Raw genomic sequence first — 22,904 nt, 5'->3', positions numbered from 1 at the left:
AGTGGTCGTTTAATCGATTTCCCCTCCTACATAGTCCATATTGCGCTCCAACGGCGCTGCGAATGAAATGTTGTCGCTGTAACTGACGTCGGTCTTACTGTTGATCATCAACTGTACCTTCTGCACCGTCGGCAGCTCGGTCAGTGAATTGACCAGAGAATAGACCGGAATATAATCGTATCCTCCGCTGAGAGAATCCGAGATGAATTTATCGTCAAAGTTCACATAACAGATGCCGTCCCGCACGTTCACCCCAAGCAGGCTGCTGGTGGAGGGAAGCGTCGCCTTGACGCCGCTGACCTGGGGCCCGCGCAGCAGCTGTTCCACGACGATCCGTTCCAAGGAACTGCCGGACTGATAGCCGACGCTCAATGTGGTCTTGACCAACTGGCGTCCGTCTTCACTGGCAAAATACAAAACCAGCTCCGTATCGATATAAGAATCCGGATTGTCCTTGATATCGTCCATGAACATTCCGGAACGGAGGATGCCGACCTCCGTTTCCCCCTGTGTCACCGGAGAGCCGTTCACGGACAGACGGATATAATCCACTTCCTCCAGCTGGGTCATGGTTTTTGTCAGCGCTGCCAGACACATCACCTGGGACGCGGTGGACATCTCATAATAGGGGCCTTCCAAATCCAGGCTCAAAATCCGGCTGTCCACATTCTGGGAGATCAGCTTCAACGATTCCGGCACCGCCGCGACGGTCTCGCCGTGGCCGCTTTCCTGGAGGACGGCATACAGCTCTTCGATCCGCCCGCTCAAATCCGCAGCCTGCAGCTTGTGGGCGTCCCCAGTCAGCCGGGTCATCGCTGCATTCACATAATACGCCAATACCGAGTCGTCCCCCATCTGCTCCTCCGTCACCGTCTTCCGGCAGCCGGGAATCAGCAGGAGAATCAGCAGAAAAATCCCTACCTTTTTCATTCCTACTCCTTGATATAGATCAGAGGAATCCGAACCACAAAAGTTGTTCCATCCCCTTCTTTGCTGTAAACTTTGATGGCTCCATGGTGCAGCGTGACAATGGACTTTGTGATGGAGAGTCCGAGCCCTGTTCCCCCGGTCTCCCGCGACCGCGCCTTGTCCACCCGGTAAAAACGTTCAAAAATGTGGGCCTGCGCATCCTCCGGAATCCCGCAGCCGGAATCCGAAACTTTAATGTAAAAATATTTGTAATCCGCGTTCAGAGAAACCTTCACCCAGCCGGAATCCCGGTTGTACTTGATTGCATTTTCCACCAGATTGGAAATCGCAAGGGAAAGCTTGACTTCGTCGATCTCCGCCGTCACAGGCCGGAAACTTTCAAGCAAAAGTTCAATATTTCTTGTCTTTGCGATGGGACGCAGCCTTTTTAAGATCAGCTCCATCATATCATTGACATTGACCTGGGCGATATGAAGGCCCTGGGCCTTGTTCTCCAGGCGTGTCAGGGAAAGGAGGTCGTCGATAATCTTGCTTTCCCGATCGATCTCCGTGGAGATATCTTCCATAAACTCCTGATAGAGTTCCACCGGAGCGCCCTCCATGCTCATCAGAGAATCCGCCAGCACCCGGATTGAGGTAATCGGCGTCTTCAACTCATGGGACACATTGGAGACGAAATCCTGCCGGGACTGATCCAGCACCTGCAGTCGGTTCAGCGTGTGGTTGAACGCGTCGCTGATCCGTTTCGTCTCCGCAAAGCGGCCGCCGGCCACCTGAGAGTTCAGCCCGCCTGAGGCTGCTTTTTCAATGTCCTTTGCCAGCTTTTGCAGCGGTTTGGTCAAATGCCCGGAAAAAATCAGAACCAGCGGAATGATCAGGCAAGCTGCGATCAAGGTCATCAGCACCACCTTTTCCCCCAGCTGCTCAACCGGCGCCTGGATCGGCCTGGCATCCACCATCACCAAAAGGACTCCGACGGTACGTGTCCCGGCATCCGAGTTTTTCACGGTGACCAAGGTATCCTCCGAACCGGAAAACGTCACGGTCTGTTCCTCCCGGACCACAATCGGCTGGGTAAATTCCACAAACTGCTTGTCCTTGTTGAACACGCTGCTGCTCTGTCCGGCCATCCCCTTCATCACCAGCTCGGAGATATTGTATTTCCCCTCGTCGCTGATGTAGGTATCCCTCACCACCCGGTAGGAATCATTGACGATCAAAATTCTTCCGCCCCACATGTCCGCCGCCTGCTTTAGCACCGCGTTCATCGTCGCATTGTAAGGATTATTTATGTAATCCACGGTGGAGAGCTGGTTGGCCAGGATCAATGCCTGTCCCTTCATCTCGCTGACCTCCGTCTCCACTTCGATCTCGTCGGCGGATACCATCATCACAACATTGATCACCAAAAACGGCGCGCAGGCCAGAAACAGCATAATAAGAAAGAGACGGACCCGCAGGCTGGCGGACCGTCTTTTTTTTGTCCTAGTTTTTGTAGAAATAACCGACACCCCACTTCGTATAGACATAGTGCGGATCACTTGGATTCTCCTCGATCTTCTCCCGCAGACGCCGCACGTGTACGTCCACGGTCCGAACATCCCCTGGATACTCAAAACCCCACACGATATTCAACAACTGCTCTCTGCTGTAAACCTTTCCGGGATTCGTCAAGAGAAGCTCCAACAGATCGAATTCCTTCGCCGTCAGATTGATTTCTTTTCCTTTGGAAAAAACCCGGCGGCTGTCGATGTCGAGCTCCAGGTCGCCGGCCGAGATCTTCTTGCTGCTCGCCGCCTCTTTCTGCTTATTTTTTGAATTCCGGCGGATAATCGCCTTGATCCTAGCTTTCACCTCAAGGATATTAAAGGGCTTGGTGATATAATCGTCCGCCCCGTATTCCAATCCCATAATTTTATCCATGTCATCGCTTTTTGCGGTCAGCATGATAATCGGCATATCCGAAAATTCCCGGATCTGCTGGCATACCTCCAGACCGTCCATCACCGGCAGCATCAGATCCAGCAAAACCACATCGTACTCGGTCTGCTTCGCCATCTTCAGCGCTTCTTCCCCGTCGTAAGCGCAGTCGACTTCCATCCCGTCCTGTTCCAGACTGAAGCGGATCCCTTTGACGATCAGTTTTTCATCGTCCACCACCAAAACCTTGCTAGCCATCGCTACTCCCCACTTTAACTTTCTCTTTTATTTTCTCGAAGGTACTCGCCTTGATCCCGGAGACCTTCATCAACTCTTCCACGCTCGAAAAGGGCCCGTGGGCATTCCGGTAGGAAAGGATAGCCTCCGCCCGCACTTCCCCGATCCCAGGGAGTGTCATCAGCTCCTCTTTCCCGGCCTGGTTTAGATCCACCCGGCCGTCATCCTCGGCCGGCCGCGGCCCGCCCTCCCGCCGGGAGGCTGCCTCCTGGACTGTCGGCACCGCTAACTGTTCTCCATCGGAAATCACCGTAGCCAAATTCAAATAAGTGGAATCCGCCTCACCGGAAAACCCGCCGGCCGCCTGGACCGCATCCTGGTACCGGCTGCCGGCCGGAAGTTCATACACACCGGGAGCATTCACCGCGCCGCACACATGGACAAATACCGTCTCTTGCTCTGCGCCGGCTTTTGTGCCCCCCTGTGTCTCTTCGCATTCACTTGATATTGGGTCCGGTATCACAAACTCTTCCGACTGCTGATTCCCGCAGCTGTAAAGAATTCCTGCCGCCAGCATCAGCAGTCCGCCCAACCATTGTAACCATTTCTTTTTTTCGATCATCCTGCGCCTCCTGACGATTGACGGAGGCCGGATTCTCTTCTGCCTATCAATATTTTACAAAATTATTACGATTTTTACAACCCTTACTTTTGAAAAATAATAATTCCAGCTACGGCAATCGCCAGGCCGATCAGCTTATGGAGCTGGAATTCCACCTTGTCGGATCCAAACAAGCCGAACAGTTCGATCAGGTAGGCGACCGCCAGCTGCGCCACCACGATCAGGAGTACGGCTTTGGCCGGTCCCAGCGCCGACATTCCCTGTATAACGGTATATGTGATGGCAGCCCCAAAAATACCTCCCAGAAGCAAATACCTGGGATGCACACCGGTAATCGCGCCGACCGAAGGCCGTCCGGTCACAAACCAGGCCACCACGCAGGCCAGAAAAGCTGTCAGCTGCACCCAACCGGCCGCAACCCAGACGCTTGTTTTCTCCGTCACACCTGTGTTAAAGACGCCCTGGATACTCATCAGCGCGCCGGAAAGCATAGAAATCAAAATTCCCCACATAAAAAACTCCTTCTGTTTTCTTTCATTGTTTCCCTTTTATGTTATTTTATGCTTTTCTGCGTCTTAGGCCGATAAGGAACCACAGATAGAATCGGATTGACTTTTTCTGACCAAAATGCTACGATAATCAAGGAAAGTCCACCATTTTGTGAGAAAAAAGGAGAAATGCTATGGCAAATTTTGACCCTCAAACCGGAGCTCCCTTAAACGGCGGCAAGCCGCCATACGGCAGCCCGCAGGATGATCCTTCCCGCGGCCCCGCCGTCACTTCTCTGGTCTGCGGCATCATCAGTGTCGTTTGCTGTTTCCTCAGCTACGGCGCTTTCGTCGGCCTGGTTCTCGGCCTCGTCGCGATTGTGTTTTCCATCCGGTCCGGCAAAATGGCCACCGGCCCTCAGAGAAACGGAATGGCCACCGCGGGCCTGGTTCTGGGAATCATCGGGACGGTTCTCTGCGGCCTGGTCTTTGCCTGCGCCGCCTGTGCTTGCGCCGGTCTCAGCAGCCTGGCCCTGTTCTATTAAGCAGTCATGTTCCCTTCGTTCACTCTGTTTGGAAAAACCATTGAGATGTACCCGCTGACGGCGGCGGCCGGCGCTATTTTGACCTTGCTGTTCGCCGACCGCCTGGCGAGAAAGCAGGGCGTGCACGCCTTCTACATGATTGAATTTCTGCTCTGGTCCGCAACCGGCGTCCTGATCGGGAGCCACCTGCTCTACGGTTTGATTCACTGGGAGGAAATCCGTTTTACCGTCCGGCATATCGGGCAGATTCTCTCCTCCGGAAACTTACTGCCGTACCTGATCGCCATTTTCGGCGGCTCCGTCTTCTATGGCGGCCTCCTGGGCGGTATGGCAGCCGGTCTTTTGTTTTTGAAACGAAAACCGGATTATGACCGTGTTTTGTTTCTGGACATTGCCGCCTGTTCGATTCCCTTATTTCATTCCGTGGCAAGAATCGGCTGTTTTCTGGCCGGTTGCTGTTACGGGGCCGAATGTTCCTTCGGCATCACGTTCCGCCGGTCTCTGATCCCAGGCGCCAACGGAGTAAACCGTTTTCCGGTTCAGCTGGCAGAAGCCCTGTCCGAACTGCTTCTTTTTTTCTTTTTATACACCTTGTACCAGAGGAAGAAAGAAAAGGGCAGGCTCTTGGCCCTTTATCTCCTCCTCTACGGGATCGCTCGGTTTTTCCTGGAATTCCTGCGGGGTGACGATGACCTTCGGAAAATCTTTTTCGGCCTCTCCACTTCCCAATGGATTGCGGTCCTGACAGCGGGAGCCGCGTTGGTTTTCTTATTCAGGTCAAGGACGAAAAAGCAGCGTGCGTCATGCCCGGTTAGGCTGTGACACACGCTGCTTTTTTCTTATCCAAAGATCAAACTCCCTGCCTGGAATACAAGGACAGCCGCCGCCCAAGCCAGCGCCAGCTGGAATAGGACCTGTTTGACGGTAAACTTCCAGGAATGGCTTTCCCTCTGGATCGTGCCGATCGCCGCTGCGCACGGAGTGTACAGCAGGCAAAAGACCAGGAAGGCATAGGCATTGACCGGGCCGAAGCCCCCGGCCCCCAAGGCCGCTCCCAGCTCCGCCATCCCGGCGCTGGAATTGATGTTGCTGACGGCAAACAATACAGCGCAGCTGGAGACCACGACCTCCTTTGCCGACAGACCGCACAGCAGCGCCACGGCGATCTGCCACATACCGAGCCCCGCCGGTTTTAACAAAGGAACCAGGATACGTCCCAAATATGCGCCGAAACTGACCGACACGTCCTCCGCCGGTCCATGGAGGTTATAATTCAGCAGGAACCACAGGAAAATAGATACCACGAAAATCACGGTTCCCGCCTTGGTCAGATAATCCTTCACCTTCTCCCAGACATAGATGAAAACCGTATGGGGATTCGGCATCTTGTAAGCCGGAAGCTCGATCAAAAGCGCATTTTCTTCCGGAAGCGGATACAGCTTATTGGCGATCTTTGCCACCAAAATCGCTACCAGCACCCCGATGACGTACAAGGAGTAAGCGGCGATCATTGCATACTTTCCAAAAAAGATATGGGCAAACAGGACGTAGATCGGAAGTCTCGCCGAGCAGGACATAAAAGGTGTTACCATCATAGTCCGCCTCCGGTCTTTCTCATTTTCCAGCCCGCGGCTTGCCATGATGGCGGGCACCGTACATCCAAAGCCCAAGATCATCGGCAAAAACGCTTTTCCGGACAGGCCGACCGATCCCATCACCTCATTCATCACATAAGCCACTCTGGCCATATATCCGCTGTCCTCCAAAAAGGCCAGCGCCAAAAACAAAATCACAATGTTGGGAAGGAAGGTCAAAATCCCCCCGACTCCGGCCACGATGCCGTCCACCACCAGGGAAATCAGCCAGTCCGAGACACCGATTCCGCCGAGGACATTCATCAGGCTGCCGGAAAACCATTCCAGCCCCATCTCAAAATATCCCTTTAAAAAATCGCCGACTGTAAAGGTCAGGAAAAATACGACCGCTAAAATGCCAAGAAAAATCGGGATCCCGAAAATCCGGTGCGTCAGGTAACGGTCTGCTTTCTCCGTAGACGCCGCGGCGCTTTCCCGGTTAAACAGGCATTCGTCCACCACCTCTTCTATGTACGCATATTTTTCATTGATGATCCGTTTTTCATAGCTTTTATCCAATACATCCGGCAGATCCAGAGGATAGAGCTTCCCGATCTCCTCGTCCTGCTCCAAAAGTTTGATCGCCACCCAGCGAGGGTTGGACACTTCCCCATACCTATCCGCCAGGGCCTTTTCGACCTTTTCCAGCTTCGCTTCGATGCCTTTGGTGTAGGTTACCACCTTTTCGTGGGGGCCTTCTTCATAATGGTGGACCACCGCGTGCAGCAGCACATCCAACCCCATCCGCTTTCGGGCGGACACCGGTACGACAGGGATCCCGCCCAGCATTTCCGGAAGTCTGTGGGTGTCGATCTCCATGCCTCGTTCCTGCACAATATCCATCATGTTGAGCGCCAGAACCACGGGTTTTCGAAATTCCAAAAGCTGCATGGTCAGGTAAAGATTCCGTTCCAGGGAAGAGGCGTCCACGATGTTCACGATCACGTCGATCTCCTCTTCCATAATACATTTCCGCGCCACCCGCTCTTCGATGGAATAGGAGGTCAGGCTGTAGATGCCGGGCAAATCGATCAGCCGCAGCTTGTGGCCTTTATAATAGGCTGCGCCTTCCATGCGCTCTACCGTAACGCCGGGCCAGTTGGCCACCTTTAAATTTGCGCCGGTGTAGGCATTGAACAAGGTTGTCTTTCCGCAGTTCGGATTTCCGACAAAGCCAACCGTGATGACCTGTTCGCTCATTCCGCTGCCTCCTTTACCTCTATTCCTGACGCGATTTTGGTTCCGAGCGCCAGCCAAGTTCCCCGCACTTTAATAATCACCGTGCCGTTCTTTTTCCGGTTCATGACCAGCACCGGAATTCCTTCGTTGATTCCCAAAGCCTCCAGACGCCGGGTGATGCGCTCCGCCACCTCCACCCGTACCACCAGGTAAGTCTTTCCCATGACTCCATCCGATAATTTCATTTCATCTCTCCCCAAGTTAGATACTTCTAACTTTTTCGTTAGTAATGTATCACCTTTTCCCGTCTTTGTCAACAGCATCTCCCCACAGAAAACGGAATGAAACCATATCGATCATACACAAAACACTGCTCGGATGGATGGTCTCCCATGCCGTTTCAGGAAGCTTACCGTTCCTTATCATTGTATGTGCGGAATTTTCATTTCATCATAGCCGCCGGATTGTTCACTCAAGAATGAAGGGAAAAAAGAAGAGAATAAAACGGACATCTTTAGCGGAGCGCTGCCAAGCTGATAATACCACCCCGTCCCAGGTGATGAACTACTCCACGGAAAAGGTTACCGTTACATCGCCGCTTCCCAGCGCCTCTTCCCAGCCGGACAAATCGTCGATTTTCCCGATTCGGGTATAGCTCCAGGTATTGGAACCATAAAAAAGGACAATCTGATCCCCATTGTACAAGACAATGTCGCCCGCTTGTGCGGTGATCTGGCTATCGCTTACCGGTAGACTTTTTTCCAGCGCCCCCACCTTTTCAAAACCGGAATAGTCTCTCATCTGAACCACGACCGGCGCTTGTTCCATCCTCTTAACCAAAGCGTTCACCGCCTCATTCTCCTCCAAAGTTGCAGTGAACATGCGCTCTCCAATCCGAAGGTTCCCTTTTCTTCTTCCTTCTGCCTCATCGGAATTTTCCGTCCTTTTCGAAGCCTGTGCAGATAACTCTTCCGGACCGGCGGTTCGCTCAGGCGCGGTAACGGCCTGAGCCTCTATATTTTCAGGCGGATGGATCGCTCCCTCTTGTGACGGTTCCGGGCTGCCGCAGGCGGTCAAAGAGAGTATAAGGCAGACACCGGCGGCAAAAACAAACAAGTGTTTCAATTCGCTGCCTCCTTCCTGCCATCAAACCGTTTTTCCCATCTCATAAGCTTCTTGCAGCGCCGGATGATCTTTGATCTCTCCTTCCTCGTTTACGCCGCCAGCGAACACGGCGCCTCTTTGAAACGTATCCGCCAGCGCCTCCGAATTGCTGTTTTTCCGGAGGCTTGTGGAAAGTTTTAAAATATGTTTTTTCATGTTTGTTCTCCCTGTTGCGTATGATTTATTCGGTTATAAGACGCTTTCCGAATACGAACATCGGATTACCCTCTAATGCCGGTAAGGTTGCTGCTAAACCAAGAGGGGCCGGCCGTTCGTCCCTTTTTTGGTGCAGCGATTACGCGCAGGCGATATCCGACGCGTTCTCCGGGGATGCTTCCGTTACCACGACTTCTCCCTTTGCCTCCGCATCATCCCGGATGATTTCTCCCACGGAGGGAACCGTGATACGGCCGGAAAGGGGATTTTTGATGCTGAGAACCGGCGTCGTGACAGTCGCCTCCACCTGCGATTTTTCAAAGGCCAGATCCGTATCCATCATCTCACAGTTGATCAGCTTCAGGTTTTTACAATAACAAAGCGGCTGTGTACCGACAATTTTGCAGCGTTCGAAGGTAACGTTCTCGCAGTACCAGGCCAGATACTCTCCTTTGACCACGCTGTCCCGAACCAAAATGTTTTTCGCATGCCAGAAGGCATCTTTTGTATCGAACTCACAGTTCTCAAAGACGGAATCCTCAATGTACTGGAAAGAATATTTCCCTTTCATCCGCACATTTTTTAAATGCAGATGATCGGAGCGCATCATAAAGTATTCGCTCTGAACCGTACACGCCTCCATTTCCATGCCGCGCACCGACCATCCAAATTCCTGGGAGAGGATATCGCATCCTTGCAGCTTCACCTGTCCGCATTCCCGCAATGCTTTGATTCCATGCAGCTTTGTATTGGTGATCGTGATATGATCGGAATACCACAGCGCCGCCCGGCAGAGCCCGGTCATTTCCGATTCGCTGATTGTCAGTTGGTGATCGTGCCAGAAGGGATAGCGCAGGTTAAAATAACATTGATCCGCCTGCACATCCGTGCATTCCTTCAAGGCGCTCTCCCCATCGGCAGGGCCGTCAAATATGCAGTTCCTTACTATCATATGTCCTCTGCCGTAAAGGGCGCGCTCTTCATCAAACCTTTGATTTTGAATCAAATCCATTCACTTTTCCTCCTTGTCTATGACTCATTTTGTTGTTTTCATCTTTTTACCCAGTTGATAAACCAAATAATCCAGACAGCCTATCTGTTTTTCTTCCTTATGGATGTTTTCTAAAATCAGCCCCCTGTGGGCTGACAGCAGTTCCAGCTGTTCCTGTATTTCCCCGCTCTCATCCAAAAGAAAATACTGTTCGATTGTCTCTGAATCACATCCGGCGTCTTTTAGATTCTGGGTAGCTGCTTGAACAGAATCTCTGTTTTGCATACGTCTTTCCTCTCTTCCTTGCTTGATTTTTAGCGGACAAATAATAAAGAAACGATTGGCCTCAGAGAATTTACAAACTCAGTATATGCCTTCACTCTTTTGATAGCAAATACTTATTCTTAATAAAAATGAATAGTTGAAAGCTATGCCTTTTCCTGCTATACTGAACGAAAAGCCCTGCCGCAGCATTCCCAGCACAAAATCAAAGGAGGTATCCCGAATGGAACTGCGCGTTTTACAATACTTTTTGGCCGTGGCGAGAGAACAAAATATTTCAGCGGCCGCGGAATCCCTGCATTTATCCCAGCCCACTCTTTCCACCCAGCTCAAAGCAATGGAGGAGGAACTCGGCAAACAGCTTTTGATCCGCGGGACAAAAGGTTCCCGCAAGGTGACTTTGACCGAAGAAGGAATGATCCTCCGAAAACGGGCGGAAGAAATCCTTCAGCTCGTAAAAAAGACAGAGGATGAAATCACTCTGTCGGATGAAACGGTTGCAGGAAATGTTTTTATCGGCGCCGGGGAAACGGACGGCGTCCGCTATTTAATCCAAGCGCAGCACGAATTGCAAAAGAAATATCCGTTGATCTGCTTTCATATGCAGAGCGGGGACAGAAAGGATATCCTGGAATCCCTGGACCGGGGCCTCAGCGATTTCGGTCTGATCCTTGGGGAAGTAGATCACACAAAATATGATAGTTTGAAGATTCCGTACCGGGATACCTGGGGCGTTTTGATGCGCCGTGACTCGCCCTTGGCCGAAAAGGACTGGATTGAACCGGAAGACCTGTGGGACAAACCCTTGATTTTATCCCGGCAGGAATACTTCCAGGGAATTCTTCTTCCCTGGTTGCAGAAAGATTGGGACCAGATCAACAAGGTTGCCACCTACAGTTTGCTATTCAACGGTTCCCTGATGGTTGAGGAAGGGCTGGGATATGCCCTTTGCCTAGACAAAATCATCAACACCAGCGGAAACAGCAGGCTCTGCTTCCGTCCTCTTTATCCCAAAGTAGAATTCGGGATGTATGTCATCTGGAAAAGGTATCAGGTCTTTTCAAAGGCGGCTGACCAATTCTTGCAGCAGTTACAGCGCTCTTCCGAAATGATATAGAGAGAATCTGCCGGTGGATTCTCTTCTATTTCGCCCCGTTTTTATTCTGTTTTTTCCCATCGATCTCATGGGAGAGCCGCGGCCGGAAGAAGCGATTTTTTACCTCCCGCCAACGGAACGGAATCAGAGGGTACAGATAGCTGGTCCCGGCGATGGTCCGGTTCGTCACGATCGCCACAAGCACCAGCGCCATCCCGGCGGCAAATCCCCACACATTGAAGAGGGATGTTAAAATCACCAAAGACAGCCGCAGAAATTTGATGGCGTAGCCCAGCTCGTAACTGGTCTGCGTATAATTGGCCACTGTGACAAAGGCCATATACAGCATGATCTCCGAGTTAAACCATCCGGACTGCACGGAAAAGTCTCCCATTACGATACCGGCAATAATACTGAGCGGCGTCGAAAGCATGCTGGGCGTATTGACCGAGGCCAGCCGCAGGCCGTCTACCGCAAGCTCCAGAATCAAGATCTGAAAGATTAAAGGGACGTTTACATTCTCCGCCGGCCGGATAAAGTCCAGCCATTCCGGAAGCCAGTGGGTATTCTGCATCAAAAGCAGATAAATCGGAATCAAAAACAGTGCCACAAGCGCGGTCAAAATCCGGGTCAGACGCAGGTAGGTGCCGGTGATCGGAGGAAAATAGTAATCGTCGGGCGCTTCTGCAATATCAAACACCGAGGACGGCAGGATCATTGCCGCCGGGGAATTATCCACCAGGATTACCAGATTTCCTTCCAGCAGGCAGGCCGCCGCCGTGTCCGGGCGCTCGGTATATTTAAATTTTGGAAAGGGATTATACCATTTATGGGTGTACAGGCACTCGGCCAGGCTTTCCTGGTTCATCGTCAGAGCGTCCACTTTCAGATTCTGAATCCGATTTTGAATCTTGGCCAGCAGCGGTTCATCCACCCGTCCTTCCATATAAATCAACGCGATATCCGTCTTGGACGCCTGTCCGGCCTGATAAATCTCCAAGCGCAGCTTGGGATCCCGGATCCTCCGGCGGATCAATGCGGTGTTAGAAATGATGGTTTCGGAGAATCCATCCCTGGATCCCCGGAGCACCCGGTCCTTATCCGGCTCCTGCACTCCGCGGCTCGGATAATTCCGGATATCAAAGACGAACCCCTGATCAAATCCGTCGATGATCAAGGCGCCCAGGCCGGACAGCACCGCGGTCACCAGCTTTTCCACCTCTTTTTCCAGCTTCACATCGCCGAACGCCGTAAAGCCCTCCAAAAAAAGTTCCGGGTCCGACGGCATCTGTTCCGCTTTCACTCCCAGAAAAAACTGAATGATTTTCTGTACATTCTCATCCGAGACAAATCCATTGATATCATAAAAATACGCTTGTTTGCCGCCGATCAAGAGCTCCCGCTCCACGATGTCAAAATTGACATCCGGCTGCAATACCTGACGCATGGATGCAAAATCCTGCGCCCCTTTGCCGCTCAAATTTTTCGCCATAAAAAAGCACCTCGCTCTTCCCTTCGGGTTTCCCCGATTAGGATGAGCCAGGCGCTCGTGTTTTATACGCAGTCCCTTATAGATTCTTCACCTTGAAGTCACGCTCCGCTTCGCGGCGCAGGTCCTTCTTTGCAATATCCTCCCGCTTGTCGTAGAGCTTTTTGCCCTTGGCCAGGCCGATCTGCACCTTCACCAGGCTGCCTTTGAAATACACCTGCAAAGGCACGATGGTATACCCCTTGGCCGTCGCCTTGCCCAAAAGCTTATTGATCTCAAAGCGGTGAAGCAGCAGCTTCCGGACGCGGAGGGGATCTTTATTGAAAATATTCCCCTTCTCATAGGGGCTGATGTGCATGTTGTAGATAAAGAGCTCGCCTTTGCTGTCCTTGATGAATGACTCCTTTAGGCTGCACTTACCCATGCGCAGAGATTTCACCTCCGTGCCGGCCAAAGAGATTCCCGCCTCATAGGTATCTTCAATAAAATAATCATGGCGCGCTTTTTTGTTGTTGGAAATCAGTTTGATGCTCTCTTTTCCCATCGCTATTCCTGCTCCTCTATCCGAAAATCAATGGTGCCCGTATCCGGATCCACGCCGGTGACAGAGACCCGAACCGGCTGTCCCATCCGGTAAACACGCCCGGTCCTCTCACCGGTCAGCTGATGATTCTTCTCATCCAGCCGGAAATAATCGCGGTCCATCTGGTTCACATGGACAAGCCCCTCCACCGTATTGGGCAGCTCCACATAGAGCCCCCAGCGGGTGACGCCGGAAACCAGTCCGTCAAAAACTTCCCCGATATGCCCCCGCATAAACTGGGCCATTTTCTGCTTGTTCACGGCGCGCTCCGCATCTGTAGCCCGCCGCTCTGTCAAGGAGGAGAGGCTTGCCACCTCCTGTAAGATACTATGATAATGGGCAATCCGGTTCTCGTCAAGTCTTCCGTTCCGGTTTTCTTTCAAAATCCGGTGAATCTCAAGATCCGGGTAGCGGCGGATCGGTGAAGTAAAGTGGCAGTAATACTTCGCCGCCAGTCCGAAATGCCCAGTGCAGACCGGACTGTAGCGGGCCTGCTTCATCGAACGCAGGGCCAGCCGGCTGACAAAGGCTTCTTCCGGGGAATCTTCCATGGCCGCCAGCATCTTCTGGAGATCCTTGGGGTGGACTTTCCCGTTCTCGCTGCGAAGCCTTCCCCCCATCCCCCGGATCAGAGCGGTCAGCTCCAGGATCTTGTCCGGATCCGGCTCCTCGTGAACCCGGTAGACAAAGGGGAGCTCCTGCCAAAAGGCGTCCTCCGCCACGGTTTCATTGGCGATCAGCATAAAATCTTCGATGATATCGGTGGCCGTATTCCGCGTGTAGGGACAAATTTCCACCGGATGCCCTTTCTCATCCAGCCGGATTTTCGTCTCCGGCAGATCAAAGTCCACGGAGCCCCGCCTGCGCCTCTTTGCGCGGAGTTTTTCGGCCAGCTCTTTCATCAGCCGGAACAGCTCCACAAATTCGGCGTGTTCCGCAAGGGCCGCCTCATCGCCGGTCAAAACGGCCTCCACCGCTGTATAAGTCATTCTACGATCCACCCGGATCAAGGTCTCTTCGATCCGATGCCCGGTCACGGTTCCCGATGGATCAAACTCCATCAGACAGCTGAGAGCCAGCCGGTCCTCCCCCTGATTCAGGGAGCAGATACCGTTGGAGAGGCGCCTCGGCAGCATCGGCACCACACGGTCCGTAACATAGACGCTGGTTCCCCGCTTTTTCGCCTCCTGATCCATCGGGGATCCCTCAGTCACATAATGGCTGACATCCGCGATATGCACTCCCAGACGGTACCCATTTTCCGTCCGGGTAAGAGTAACCGCATCGTCCAGATCCTTGGCGTCCTCCCCGTCGATGGTGACGGTTTGCAGGTCCCGAAGATCCACACGATTCGGAAACAAGGAGGGATCCACCGTCTCCCCGACCGAAGCCGCCTGTTCCATCACTTCCGGCGGGAACTCTTCCGGAATCCCGTAGGCCCGCAGCACGGAGAGCACATCTACGCCGGGATCGCTCCGATGCCCTAGGATTTCGGTGATTTTTCCTTCGGGCTGATGCCCCTTTTCTCCGTATTTCGTCAGCTCCGCCACAACCTTATGGCCGGAGACCGCGCCCAGATCTTTTCCTTCCGGGATAAACACATCCTCCGTCATCCGGCTGTTGTCCGGGATCACAAAACCAAAATGCTTCTTTTTCTGGTACATCCCCACCACAGTTGTGGTGTTCCGTTCCAGAACCTTTAACACCGTCCCTTCCGCTCTCCGGCCGCGGCGGCCCTCCAGGGCGGCGATTTTCACCTTATCTCCGTGAATGGCCCCGTTCACATTCTTTTCCGGAATATAAATATCTTCCGGCCAGCCATCCACGGTCACGAATCCAAATCCCCGCGAAGTACCGGAAAAAATACCGGTCAGCGCAGTCTCCTCCGGCCGCCCGTATTTTCCCCGCTTTGAGAGGCCGATCCGGCCTTCCGTCAGCAGCGAGTCGAGGACGGTTTTCAGCTCATCTCGCTGCTCCCTCGGAACACCCAGCAAAATCGCCAGCTCCTTCACCTTCATGGGATGATAGTGGGGGTCAAAAATCAACGCCTCCACATGTTTCTTTTTTATTTCCAGTTCCTTTTCTTCCATAAAACCTTTCTGTTAAACGCTTTTCGTTCTTTCCTATTTTAAGACATTGGGAAAGCCCGGACTTTCCCACGTTACAAGGAAGGATGATGATACCGGCCGCAGTCTTTCGTCCGGCTTCCATATTGGATCGCCTGGACCGGACAGCGGTTGATGCAGGCCAAACACAGGACGCACCTCTCCTTGACCCACACTGGCTTTCCTTCCTTACATTCGATTGCTCCGACCGGGCAGATCCGTTCGCAGCGGCCGCAGCCAATACAGCCCTCATCCGCCCAAAAAGGCGCGGTTTTTCTGCCCTTCCGGTAAACGGTCCAGGCCAGCTTGCTGGCAATCCGCGCTTTCGGTCCTGAGAATTTTCGTTCTTCCCGCCCGCGGATCGCAGCGCCGATCTCTTCCAGGGTGGATTCCGCCTGCTCCAGGATCTTTTTTTCCTCTTCCGGGGTGGAAAGCGGCATCACCTTCGGCATTAAGATATAATTTTCCGGCATCACCAGCGGATAAACGGCTTTAAGCGGATATCCCTTCTGACTCATCAGCGAGCGCAGCTGCTGATCCGCTCCCCCAATGCTGCCGCCGCAGGTGATCACCGCCCAGAAATACCCATTTTCCTCAGTGTTCACCTGAAGATGCTTTAAAAAGCTTCCGACCAGAGTCGGAATTCCCCAATAGTAAACGGGAAAGACAAACCCTACGCTTTCCCCTGCTCCGGCCTGATACTGAAAGTCCCGGTCCCGCAGAGCCTGCGCCATATCAATCAGCCGCTCCCCAGTCTCTTCCGCCAGATATTCCGCCGCCGCCAAAGAATTCCCTGTGCCGGTAAAGTAAAAAATCATCGCAACCACCTCCAAAAGGATAAAAAGGAGCCCATGGTTTATTCTTTTGCAAAACCATGGGCTGTATTCTCTCAGTTTAAAATATTTAACAACAACGCCAGGATCATAAAAGCGGCAATCATAATCTTCGTCCACTTTTCCATCTTTCCTTCCGGCGTGCGGCCTTTGTTCTTGCTCACATAGGTCTCCGAAGAGCTGCCTGCGATGGAGCCGCTGAGGCCGGAGGATCTCCCCTCCTGCGCTAAGATCACTACAGTCATAACAATGCAAACGACAACTAAAACCAGGGTCAGAATAATTTTCAACACGTCCATGTCCGTTCCTCCTAATGGTCATACGTTAAAGATTATAGCATAAACAGCAGTGAAATACAAGCTTTTTCCATTAAAATCTATTCTCTATTGCACGCTTTCGCCGCTCCATCCTTCTTCCCGTTTCTCCCCCAACCGTCCGATCACCTGCAAAAAGCCCTCCAAAACCGCAGTCACCCGGCTATCGGACCGGTAAACCGCCGACATGGCGTTTGACAGAGGAAAGCCTTCCGCCTCCACAGACGCCAAGGTTCCCTCGCTCAACTCCTTCTGAACCAGAAGCTCCGGCAGCACCGTGATGCCAAGCCCTGCCTTGGCGGCCTCGATCAGCGCCTGGGAATTGACGCTTGTGATCTTCGGGCGCACGGTAAACCCTTTTAATAAGAGAGCGCTGTCCACCGTATCCCTGATTGCGCTCCCGGTCTCCCGGAGAAGCAGCGGCTGCCGGCAGAGTTCCTCCATGGACATCGGTTCAGTCCGCGTAAAAAACTCCGGCGAGCCAAAGGCCCGGATCCCATAGGAGCCAAACACCCTCCCGATAAACGGCCCCTCCGGCATCACTCCTTCCAGCAGCGCCAAGTCTGCTTTTCCTTCTCTCAACAGATCCGCCGCGCAGGAAGCGCTGACCACCTGGGTTTCCACCGGCGTCTCTGGAAAGATCCGGGCAAACTGTTTTAAGAAATAGGGGGAAAAATGCACTGCTATCGTGATGCTGGATGCAAGCCGCAGCGGAGCCTGCTGCTCCAGCTTCGGCAGTTTTTCCGACAGCCTTTCCCAGGATGCGAGAAAAGGAACCGCATCCTCCAAAAGCAAAATTCCCGCGCGGGTCAGCCGGATCCCTCTGGGGCGCCGCTCCACCAAAATGGTGCCGGCCCCCTCCTCCAGCTCCCGGATCGCATGGGAAACCGCCGATTGGGTGACGGCCAGACGCTCGGCCGCCTGGGTGAGGCTTCCTGTTTCCGCCACAGCCTGGAATACCTCGTAGTGCCTGAGATTCATGGTGACAACCGCCTTTGTCATTAGTTTTATTCATGGTTTATACAAAATTATATCATTTTACATATGGCATGGCAAGAGGTATAATCACAGGCAGGCAAACCGGCAGGGAGGCGGCCCGCAGACAGATCAAAACGGGGACTCTCTGCGGAATATGATTTCTAAACGGAGGATTTCCCATGCCAAAAAAATGGAAGCTCTGCGCCTGGCTGTTCGGCATCAATTTTTTCTTGAGCGCCTTTACCTTTGGAGGCGGTTACGTGGTCGTTCCCATGGTGCGGAAATATTTTGTCCGGAAAAAGGAACTTTTTTCCGAGGAAGAGCTGGTGGAGATGGCTGCCACCGCCCAGTCTTCCCCCGGAGCCATCGCCATCAATCTGTCCGCCCTGGCCGGTTACCGGACAGCCGGGGCCGCCGGAGCCGCGGTCAGCTGTGTGTCTGCCGTGCTCCCTCCCCTCCTCATCCTTTCCGCCGTCTCGGTCTGGTATGACGCCTTTGCCTCGAACCCGGTGGTCTCCGCGGTATTGGCCGGGATGCAGGCCGGGGCCGCGGCTTTGATGGTGGATTACGTTGTGGATATGTACCGGATCATCACCGGAGAACACTCCCGCTTTCTGACATTGCTGGCACCCGCCTGCTTTGCCGCCAATTTTATTTTTGAGATTGGAGCGGTCTGGATTCTGCTGTTTTCCTGCGCTCTCTGTCTTCTGCGGACCTGGGGGCGGAACATCCGGGCACAAAAAATGAAAAAGGAGGAAAAGATCCCGAAATGCTGATCACCTTATTTTTCCTCTTCGTCCGAATCGGCCTTCTCAGTATCGGAGGCGGCTATGCCATCATTCCGATGATTCAGACCGAAATCGTAAAAAATCAAGGCTGGCTTTCTGAGCAGGCCTTTACCGACATCATTGCCATCTCCCAGATGACGCCCGGCCCCCTGGCAGTCAATACGTCCACCTTTGTCGGCATGCGGATGGCCGGAGTCGCCGGAGCCGTGGCAGCCACGGCCGGGTGCGTCATCTGCGGTATTGTGATCTCCCTGTCTCTGTACCGCTTTTTTCAGAGACACCGGGATTCCAAAATAATTTTTGAATTGCTGTGCGGCCTGAAATCAGCCTCCCTGGGCCTGATTGCCTCCGCAGCCGGAACCATTCTGCTCTTAACCTTTTTTGGGAGCGATGGGCTTCCGGTTCTCTCCCAGCTGGATCTTCCCGCCGTACTGCTGTTCTCCGGGACCTTCTTTTGTCTAAGGAAATTCCGCGCCAATCCCATTTTGCTGATGACGTTGTGCGGAGCGGCCGGAGGACTGCTCTCCTTGATTTAATCGAAAAAAACGCTTTGACAGAAGATATCTTCTATGCCAAAGCGTTTTTCTATTCTCCATTCATCTCCGGTATCCAGACTTTCGCGCTGGGATGCCGTTTTCGTTCAAAATCAGGAGCGAAGCTCTACCCCCAAATCTTTCAGAGCGCCCAGAATCTTATTCATCACCTCATTGACATCCTTATCTTCCAGGGTCCGGTCCTTCGCCCGGAAGGTGACGCTGTAGGCCACGGATTTGTAGCCCGCCTTGATCTGAGCTCCCTCGTAGAGATCGAACATTCGATAGCTCTCCAGAAGCTTGCCTCCCTTCTTCTCCAGGATCTCTTCGATCTGCCCGACTCTGATGTCCTTCTTCATCACCATGCTGATATCGCGGGTCACAGCCGGGAATTTGGCGATCCCATCGTATTTCCGGTCAAAGGTCGCCATCGGAATCACGGCCGGCATATCGATGACCGCCACATAAGTCCGCTCTCCGATGCCGTAGTTATCCGCCGCCTGGGGATGAAGCTCGCCCATATAGCCGACCACGATATCCCCGTAGGAAAGCTCTGCCTGACGTCCCGGATGCAGGAACGGCTTGCCGCCTTCCGGATTATAATGAATCTTTTCGTGCAGGCCGATCTTCTCAAAAAACTCCTCGATGACGCCCTTCATCGTAAAGAAATCGCCGTCCCCGTAAAAACCAAGGGTAAACTGCATCCGCTCCTCCGGCAGCTCGGTCAGGGGCAGCGCCTTCGGCAGATAGATGTTGGCCAGCTCATACAGACGGACATCTTTATTTCTCCGGTTATAGTTGGTGGAGAGGGACGTCAGCATTCCGTTCAAGGGCAGCGTCCGCATGATGCTGAAATCCTCGCCCAGCGGATTTAAAATCGTCACGGTCCGGCGCAGAGGCGAATCTTCCGGCAAAAGCAGCTTGTCAAATACCTTCGGGCTCTCAAAAGAATACGTCATCCCCTGACTGAATCCGCAGAATTCGGCCACATCCCTGGCCACTTCCTCGATCCGGAGCTTGAAGGAAAGCTTTCCGGTGGTCGCCTCGCCGCGGGGCAGAGTGGTCGGAATTTTATCGTATCCATAGAAACGGGCCACTTCCTCGGCCAGATCCGCTTCGCATTCCAGGTCCTGGCGGAACGAAGGAACAATGACCTCCTCGGTGATATCATCGTATTCCAGATCAATTTTCTCAAAATATTTCAGCATCTCTCCCTTGGAAATCTGCGTTCCCAGGAATTCATTGGCCCAGTCCGGGCGGAAGGCAATGCGCTTCGGCCCCAGAGCCGTCGTGTAAACGTCTACGATGCCGCCGACCACTTCCCCGCAGCCCAGCTCCTCGATCAGCTGGCAGGCGCGGTTGATCGCCGCTTCGGCGTTGTTGGGATCCAGTCCCTTTTCAAATTTGCCGGATGCTTCGGTCCGAAGGCCCAGACGTTTGGCCGAGAGCCGGATGTTGGTCCCGTCGAAGCAGGCCGCCTCAAAGAGCATGGTCTGCACGTCGTCGGTGATCTTGGAATTTTCCCCGCCCATGATTCCGGCGATGCCGACAGCCTTCTCCCCGTCGCATATGGTTAAAATATTGTGATCCAATTTCCGGATCTGGCCGTCCAGCGTCTGGAATTCCTGGCCGTCCTCGGCGCGCTTTACCACGATCTTGTGATCCGCCACCTGATCCAGATCATAGGCGTGCATCGGCTGGCCGTATTCTTCCATCACATAGTTGGTGATATCCACGATATTGTTGATCGGCCGGATGCCGCTGGCCGCCAGACGGCGCTGCATCCATTCGGGCGACGGCCCCAGCTTGATGTTTTTCACGACCCTGGCGCAGTAGCGGGGGCAGAGATTACCGTCTTTTACTTCCACCTTGATATAGTCGTTCACATCTTCCTTATTTCCGACTTCACGGACTTCCGGAGGAACAAATTCTTTGCGGAACGTGGCCGCCGCTTCCCTGGCGATTCCAAGCACGCTGTAGCAGTCCACCCGGTTGGAGGTGATTTCATATTCAAATACCGTATCGTGGAGCCCCAGGATTTCCACAGCATCAGCGCCTACCTCCACATCCTCCGGAAGGATGTAGATCCCTTCCTCCGGCGCGTCCGGATACATGTCACGGGAAGAGCCCAGCTCCTCGATGGAGCAGAGCATACCGTAGGACATGACTCCGCGGAGCTTTCCTTTTTTAATCTTAATTCCTTCTTCCGGCATCGGGCCGCCGTCATGGCCGCCGGCCACACGGCCGCCGTCTTGAACCACCGGCACCTTGTCGCCGACTTTTATATTCTTTGCGCCCGTGACGATCTGGAGAATCTCATTTCCAACATCCACCCGGCAAATGATCAGCTTATCAGCGTCAGGGTGAGGCTCGATCGAGGTAATCTCGCCGGCCACAATTTTCTCCAGGTTCTTGTCCAGTTTGGTAAATCCTTCTACCTTCGTTCCGGTCAGCGTCATCGCATCCGTATACTCCTGCGGTGCCACGTCCAGATCCGGAATATATGCTTTAATCCAAGAATATGCTGTATTCATTTCCGTTTCCTTTCTTTTCCGGTGTTAGAACTGCTTTAAGAAGCGGTCGTCGTTCTCATAGAGAAGTCTCATGTCGTCAATCTCATATTTCAGCAGGGCGATCCGCTCCAGGCCTACGCCAAAGGCAAAGCCGGAATAAACGTCGGGATCAATTCCGCTCATCCGCAGCACCTTCGGATGCACCATGCCGCAGCCTAGGATCTCGATCCAGCCGGAACCCTTGCACATCCGGCAGCCCTTACCGCCGCACTTAAAGCAGGAGACATCCACCTCCGCAGACGGCTCGGTGAACGGGAAATGGTGAGGGCGGAATTTCACGCGGGTTTCCGGCCCGAACAGCTCGCGGGCGAACTGCTGCAGCGTTCCCTTCAAGTCGGAGAAGGTAATCCCCTTGTCGATGACCAAGCCCTCGATCTGATGAAATGAAGGGGAGTGGGTGGCGTCCACCTCATCGGAACGGAACACGCGGCCCGGCGCAATCACACGAATCGGGGGCTTTTGCTGCTCCATCACACGCACCTGCACCGGCGACGTCTGGGTCCGCAGAACAATATCCTTATTAATATAGAAGGTATCCTGCTCATCTTTGGCCGGATGATTGGCAGGAATGTTCAGCGCTTCAAAGTTATAGTAATCGTACTCCACCTCCGGGCCTTCCACGACCTCGTAGCCCATGCCGATAAAGATCCGCTCCACCTCTTCGAGGGCGATGGTGTTGGGGTGACGGTGGCCGACGCGGTTTCTCTTCGCAGGCAGGGTCACATCAATGACTTCGGAGCGAAGCTGCAGCTCTCTGGCCTTGGCCGCCAGCTCCGCCTTTTTTGCCTCCAGCTTTCCCTCCAGCTCGGCGCGGGCTTCGTTTACCATCTGACCCACCTTCGGGCGGTCTTCCGGCGCGACTTCCTTCATACTCTTTAAGAGTTCGGTCAGCTGTCCTTTTTTGCCCAGGTAGGCGACGCGGATCTCATTGAGGGCCTCCATGTTGCCCAGGTCCTCCATCTTTGCCAGCGCTTCCTGCCGTATTTTTTCTAATTTTTCCTTCATGACTTCCTCCTTTAGGATTTTTGGGAAGCAGCGCCTTCCCAGAAAAATTCTTACCGTCTCAATTTTTGATATAATAGGAAATAAAAAAACCTCCATCCCAAAAGGGACGAGGTCATCGCGGTACCACCCTAATTCCTGTTCTCACAGGCTCTCTCGCTGCGTAACGTGCAGATACGTCGCCCCTTAATTCTAGTTCGGGGACGCGGCTCCGGCGGGAAATTCGCTCTTGGAAAGGAACCTGGGAAAACTTACAGCCGGTGATTCTCCCTCTCTGTCGGAAATTCCAATGCTACTGTGCGCCATCTGCGCCTTTTTCTTTGATAGATTATAAATTCTGGAAACTGTTTGATTCACGGTAAAACGTGCGTGAGAAGATTCGAACTCCCGGCCTTCTGATCCGTAGTCAGACGCTCTATCCAGCTGAGCTACACGCACTTATCACGGGAACTTCCCGCATCT

The 22,904-nt window shown here is 53.3% G+C and carries 24 protein-coding genes, 1 tRNA gene and 1 other annotated feature; of the genes, 5 read left to right on the top strand and 20 right to left on the bottom strand.

What is annotated here, in order from left to right; all coding sequences use genetic code 11:
• Window positions 1-9: 9 nt before the first annotated feature.
• The 5 genes from MUB23_RS09440 to MUB23_RS09420 all read right to left on the bottom strand — a co-directional run bounded on the left by MUB23_RS09440 (window position 10) and on the right by MUB23_RS09420 (window position 4,221).
• On the bottom strand, window positions 10-930 hold the full coding sequence (locus tag MUB23_RS09440; RefSeq protein ID WP_244800241.1) for a GerMN domain-containing protein: 921 nt from the start codon (window positions 928-930) through the stop codon (window positions 10-12).
• 2 nt (window positions 931-932) lie between these two features.
• Window positions 933-2,459, bottom strand: coding sequence for a sensor histidine kinase (locus MUB23_RS09435; RefSeq protein ID WP_244800240.1), 1,527 nt, complete (start codon window positions 2,457-2,459; stop codon window positions 933-935).
• On the bottom strand, window positions 2,416-3,108 hold the full coding sequence (locus tag MUB23_RS09430) for a response regulator transcription factor (protein ID WP_244800239.1): 693 nt from the start codon (window positions 3,106-3,108) through the stop codon (window positions 2,416-2,418). The genes MUB23_RS09435 and MUB23_RS09430 overlap by 44 nt, the downstream gene beginning before the upstream one ends.
• Entirely contained in the window at window positions 3,101-3,709 is a 609-nt protein-coding gene (locus MUB23_RS09425; RefSeq protein ID WP_244800238.1) for a helix-hairpin-helix domain-containing protein, read from the bottom strand. Before MUB23_RS09425 ends, MUB23_RS09430 begins: the two co-directional genes overlap by 8 nt.
• 83 nt (window positions 3,710-3,792) lie before the next feature.
• Complete coding sequence (locus tag MUB23_RS09420) at window positions 3,793-4,221, bottom strand: DMT family transporter (RefSeq protein ID WP_244800237.1); 429 nt, start codon at window positions 4,219-4,221, stop codon at window positions 3,793-3,795.
• 170 nt (window positions 4,222-4,391) lie between these two features.
• Between MUB23_RS09420 and MUB23_RS09415 the strand changes: the two genes are divergently transcribed.
• Window positions 4,392-4,742, top strand: coding sequence for a DUF4190 domain-containing protein (locus tag MUB23_RS09415; RefSeq protein ID WP_244800236.1), 351 nt, complete (start codon window positions 4,392-4,394; stop codon window positions 4,740-4,742).
• 6 nt (window positions 4,743-4,748) lie between these two features.
• Window positions 4,749-5,564 (top strand): prolipoprotein diacylglyceryl transferase, encoded by an 816-nt coding sequence (locus tag MUB23_RS09410; protein ID WP_280515720.1) that lies wholly within the window; start codon window positions 4,749-4,751, stop codon window positions 5,562-5,564.
• 17 nt (window positions 5,565-5,581) lie between these two features.
• Here MUB23_RS09410 and feoB read toward each other — a convergent pair whose 3' ends face one another.
• From feoB to MUB23_RS09380, 6 genes are all read right to left on the bottom strand, one after another.
• Window positions 5,582-7,576: a ferrous iron transport protein B gene (gene feoB / locus MUB23_RS09405; protein WP_244800234.1), complete on the bottom strand. Its 1,995-nt coding sequence runs from the start codon at window positions 7,574-7,576 to the stop codon at window positions 5,582-5,584.
• Window positions 7,573-7,800, bottom strand: coding sequence for a FeoA family protein (locus tag MUB23_RS09400; protein ID WP_244800233.1), 228 nt, complete (start codon window positions 7,798-7,800; stop codon window positions 7,573-7,575). The genes feoB and MUB23_RS09400 overlap by 4 nt, the downstream gene beginning before the upstream one ends.
• Window positions 7,801-8,119: 319 nt before the next feature.
• Entirely contained in the window at window positions 8,120-8,680 is a 561-nt protein-coding gene (locus MUB23_RS09395; RefSeq protein ID WP_244800232.1) for a cyclophilin-like fold protein, read from the bottom strand.
• A 21-nt stretch (window positions 8,681-8,701) separates the two neighbouring features.
• Window positions 8,702-8,875, bottom strand: a complete 174-nt coding sequence (locus tag MUB23_RS09390) for a hypothetical protein (RefSeq protein WP_244800231.1) — start codon at window positions 8,873-8,875, stop codon at window positions 8,702-8,704.
• Between the two features lie 139 nt (window positions 8,876-9,014).
• Window positions 9,015-9,887 carry a DUF3737 family protein gene (locus MUB23_RS09385; protein WP_244800230.1) on the bottom strand — a complete coding sequence of 291 codons (873 nt, stop codon included), beginning with the start codon at window positions 9,885-9,887 and terminating at the stop codon, window positions 9,015-9,017.
• A 24-nt stretch (window positions 9,888-9,911) separates the two neighbouring features.
• Window positions 9,912-10,151 carry a hypothetical protein gene (locus tag MUB23_RS09380; protein WP_244800229.1) on the bottom strand — a complete coding sequence of 80 codons (240 nt, stop codon included), beginning with the start codon at window positions 10,149-10,151 and terminating at the stop codon, window positions 9,912-9,914.
• Between the two features lie 220 nt (window positions 10,152-10,371).
• Here MUB23_RS09380 and MUB23_RS09375 point away from each other — a divergent pair, with 220 nt between their 5' ends.
• Complete coding sequence (locus MUB23_RS09375) at window positions 10,372-11,265, top strand: LysR family transcriptional regulator (protein WP_244800228.1); 894 nt, start codon at window positions 10,372-10,374, stop codon at window positions 11,263-11,265.
• A gap of 25 nt (window positions 11,266-11,290) precedes the next feature.
• Here the strand turns inward: MUB23_RS09375 and MUB23_RS09370 are convergent, their stop codons facing one another.
• The 6 genes from MUB23_RS09370 to MUB23_RS09345 form a co-directional block, all read right to left on the bottom strand.
• Window positions 11,291-12,736, bottom strand: coding sequence for a spore germination protein (locus MUB23_RS09370; protein WP_330641840.1), 1,446 nt, complete (start codon window positions 12,734-12,736; stop codon window positions 11,291-11,293).
• A 76-nt stretch (window positions 12,737-12,812) separates the two neighbouring features.
• On the bottom strand, window positions 12,813-13,277 hold the full coding sequence (gene smpB, locus MUB23_RS09365) for an SsrA-binding protein SmpB (protein ID WP_244800227.1): 465 nt from the start codon (window positions 13,275-13,277) through the stop codon (window positions 12,813-12,815).
• A 2-nt stretch (window positions 13,278-13,279) separates the two neighbouring features.
• Window positions 13,280-15,406 carry a ribonuclease R gene (gene rnr / locus MUB23_RS09360; protein WP_244800226.1) on the bottom strand — a complete coding sequence of 709 codons (2,127 nt, stop codon included), beginning with the start codon at window positions 15,404-15,406 and terminating at the stop codon, window positions 13,280-13,282.
• Window positions 15,407-15,477: 71 nt separating this feature from the next.
• Complete coding sequence (locus MUB23_RS09355) at window positions 15,478-16,239, bottom strand: EFR1 family ferrodoxin (RefSeq protein WP_244800225.1); 762 nt, start codon at window positions 16,237-16,239, stop codon at window positions 15,478-15,480.
• Between the two features lie 71 nt (window positions 16,240-16,310).
• Window positions 16,311-16,553 carry a preprotein translocase subunit SecG gene (gene secG, locus MUB23_RS09350; RefSeq protein WP_244800224.1) on the bottom strand — a complete coding sequence of 81 codons (243 nt, stop codon included), beginning with the start codon at window positions 16,551-16,553 and terminating at the stop codon, window positions 16,311-16,313.
• Window positions 16,554-16,637: 84 nt separating this feature from the next.
• On the bottom strand, window positions 16,638-17,549 hold the full coding sequence (locus MUB23_RS09345; RefSeq protein WP_244800223.1) for a LysR family transcriptional regulator: 912 nt from the start codon (window positions 17,547-17,549) through the stop codon (window positions 16,638-16,640).
• Between the two features lie 176 nt (window positions 17,550-17,725).
• On the opposite strand from MUB23_RS09345, the gene MUB23_RS09340 reads away from it, so the two are divergent.
• Both MUB23_RS09340 and MUB23_RS09335 read left to right on the top strand, forming a co-directional pair.
• Window positions 17,726-18,322, top strand: a complete 597-nt coding sequence (locus MUB23_RS09340) for a chromate transporter (RefSeq protein WP_244800222.1) — start codon at window positions 17,726-17,728, stop codon at window positions 18,320-18,322.
• On the top strand, window positions 18,316-18,870 hold the full coding sequence (locus tag MUB23_RS09335) for a chromate transporter (protein WP_244800221.1): 555 nt from the start codon (window positions 18,316-18,318) through the stop codon (window positions 18,868-18,870). The genes MUB23_RS09340 and MUB23_RS09335 overlap by 7 nt, the downstream gene beginning before the upstream one ends.
• A 110-nt stretch (window positions 18,871-18,980) precedes the next feature.
• On the opposite strand, the gene pheT is transcribed toward MUB23_RS09335, so the two are convergent.
• From pheT to MUB23_RS09320, 3 genes are all read right to left on the bottom strand, one after another.
• Complete coding sequence (gene pheT, locus MUB23_RS09330; protein ID WP_244800220.1) at window positions 18,981-21,401, bottom strand: phenylalanine--tRNA ligase subunit beta; 2,421 nt, start codon at window positions 21,399-21,401, stop codon at window positions 18,981-18,983.
• A 24-nt stretch (window positions 21,402-21,425) separates the two neighbouring features.
• Window positions 21,426-22,445 carry a phenylalanine--tRNA ligase subunit alpha gene (pheS, locus tag MUB23_RS09325; RefSeq protein ID WP_244800219.1) on the bottom strand — a complete coding sequence of 340 codons (1,020 nt, stop codon included), beginning with the start codon at window positions 22,443-22,445 and terminating at the stop codon, window positions 21,426-21,428.
• A gap of 99 nt (window positions 22,446-22,544) precedes the next feature.
• Window positions 22,545-22,760, bottom strand: a binding site (T-box leader).
• A gap of 46 nt (window positions 22,761-22,806) precedes the next feature.
• Window positions 22,807-22,880, bottom strand: a tRNA-Arg gene (locus tag MUB23_RS09320).
• Window positions 22,881-22,904: the final 24 nt, after the last annotated feature.

The sequence above is a fragment of the Cuneatibacter sp. NSJ-177 genome, assembly GCF_022867805.1.
Lineage (GTDB): Bacteria > Bacillota > Clostridia > Lachnospirales > Lachnospiraceae > Pseudolachnospira.
This window is presented reverse-complemented; position numbering and strand designations above follow the sequence as displayed.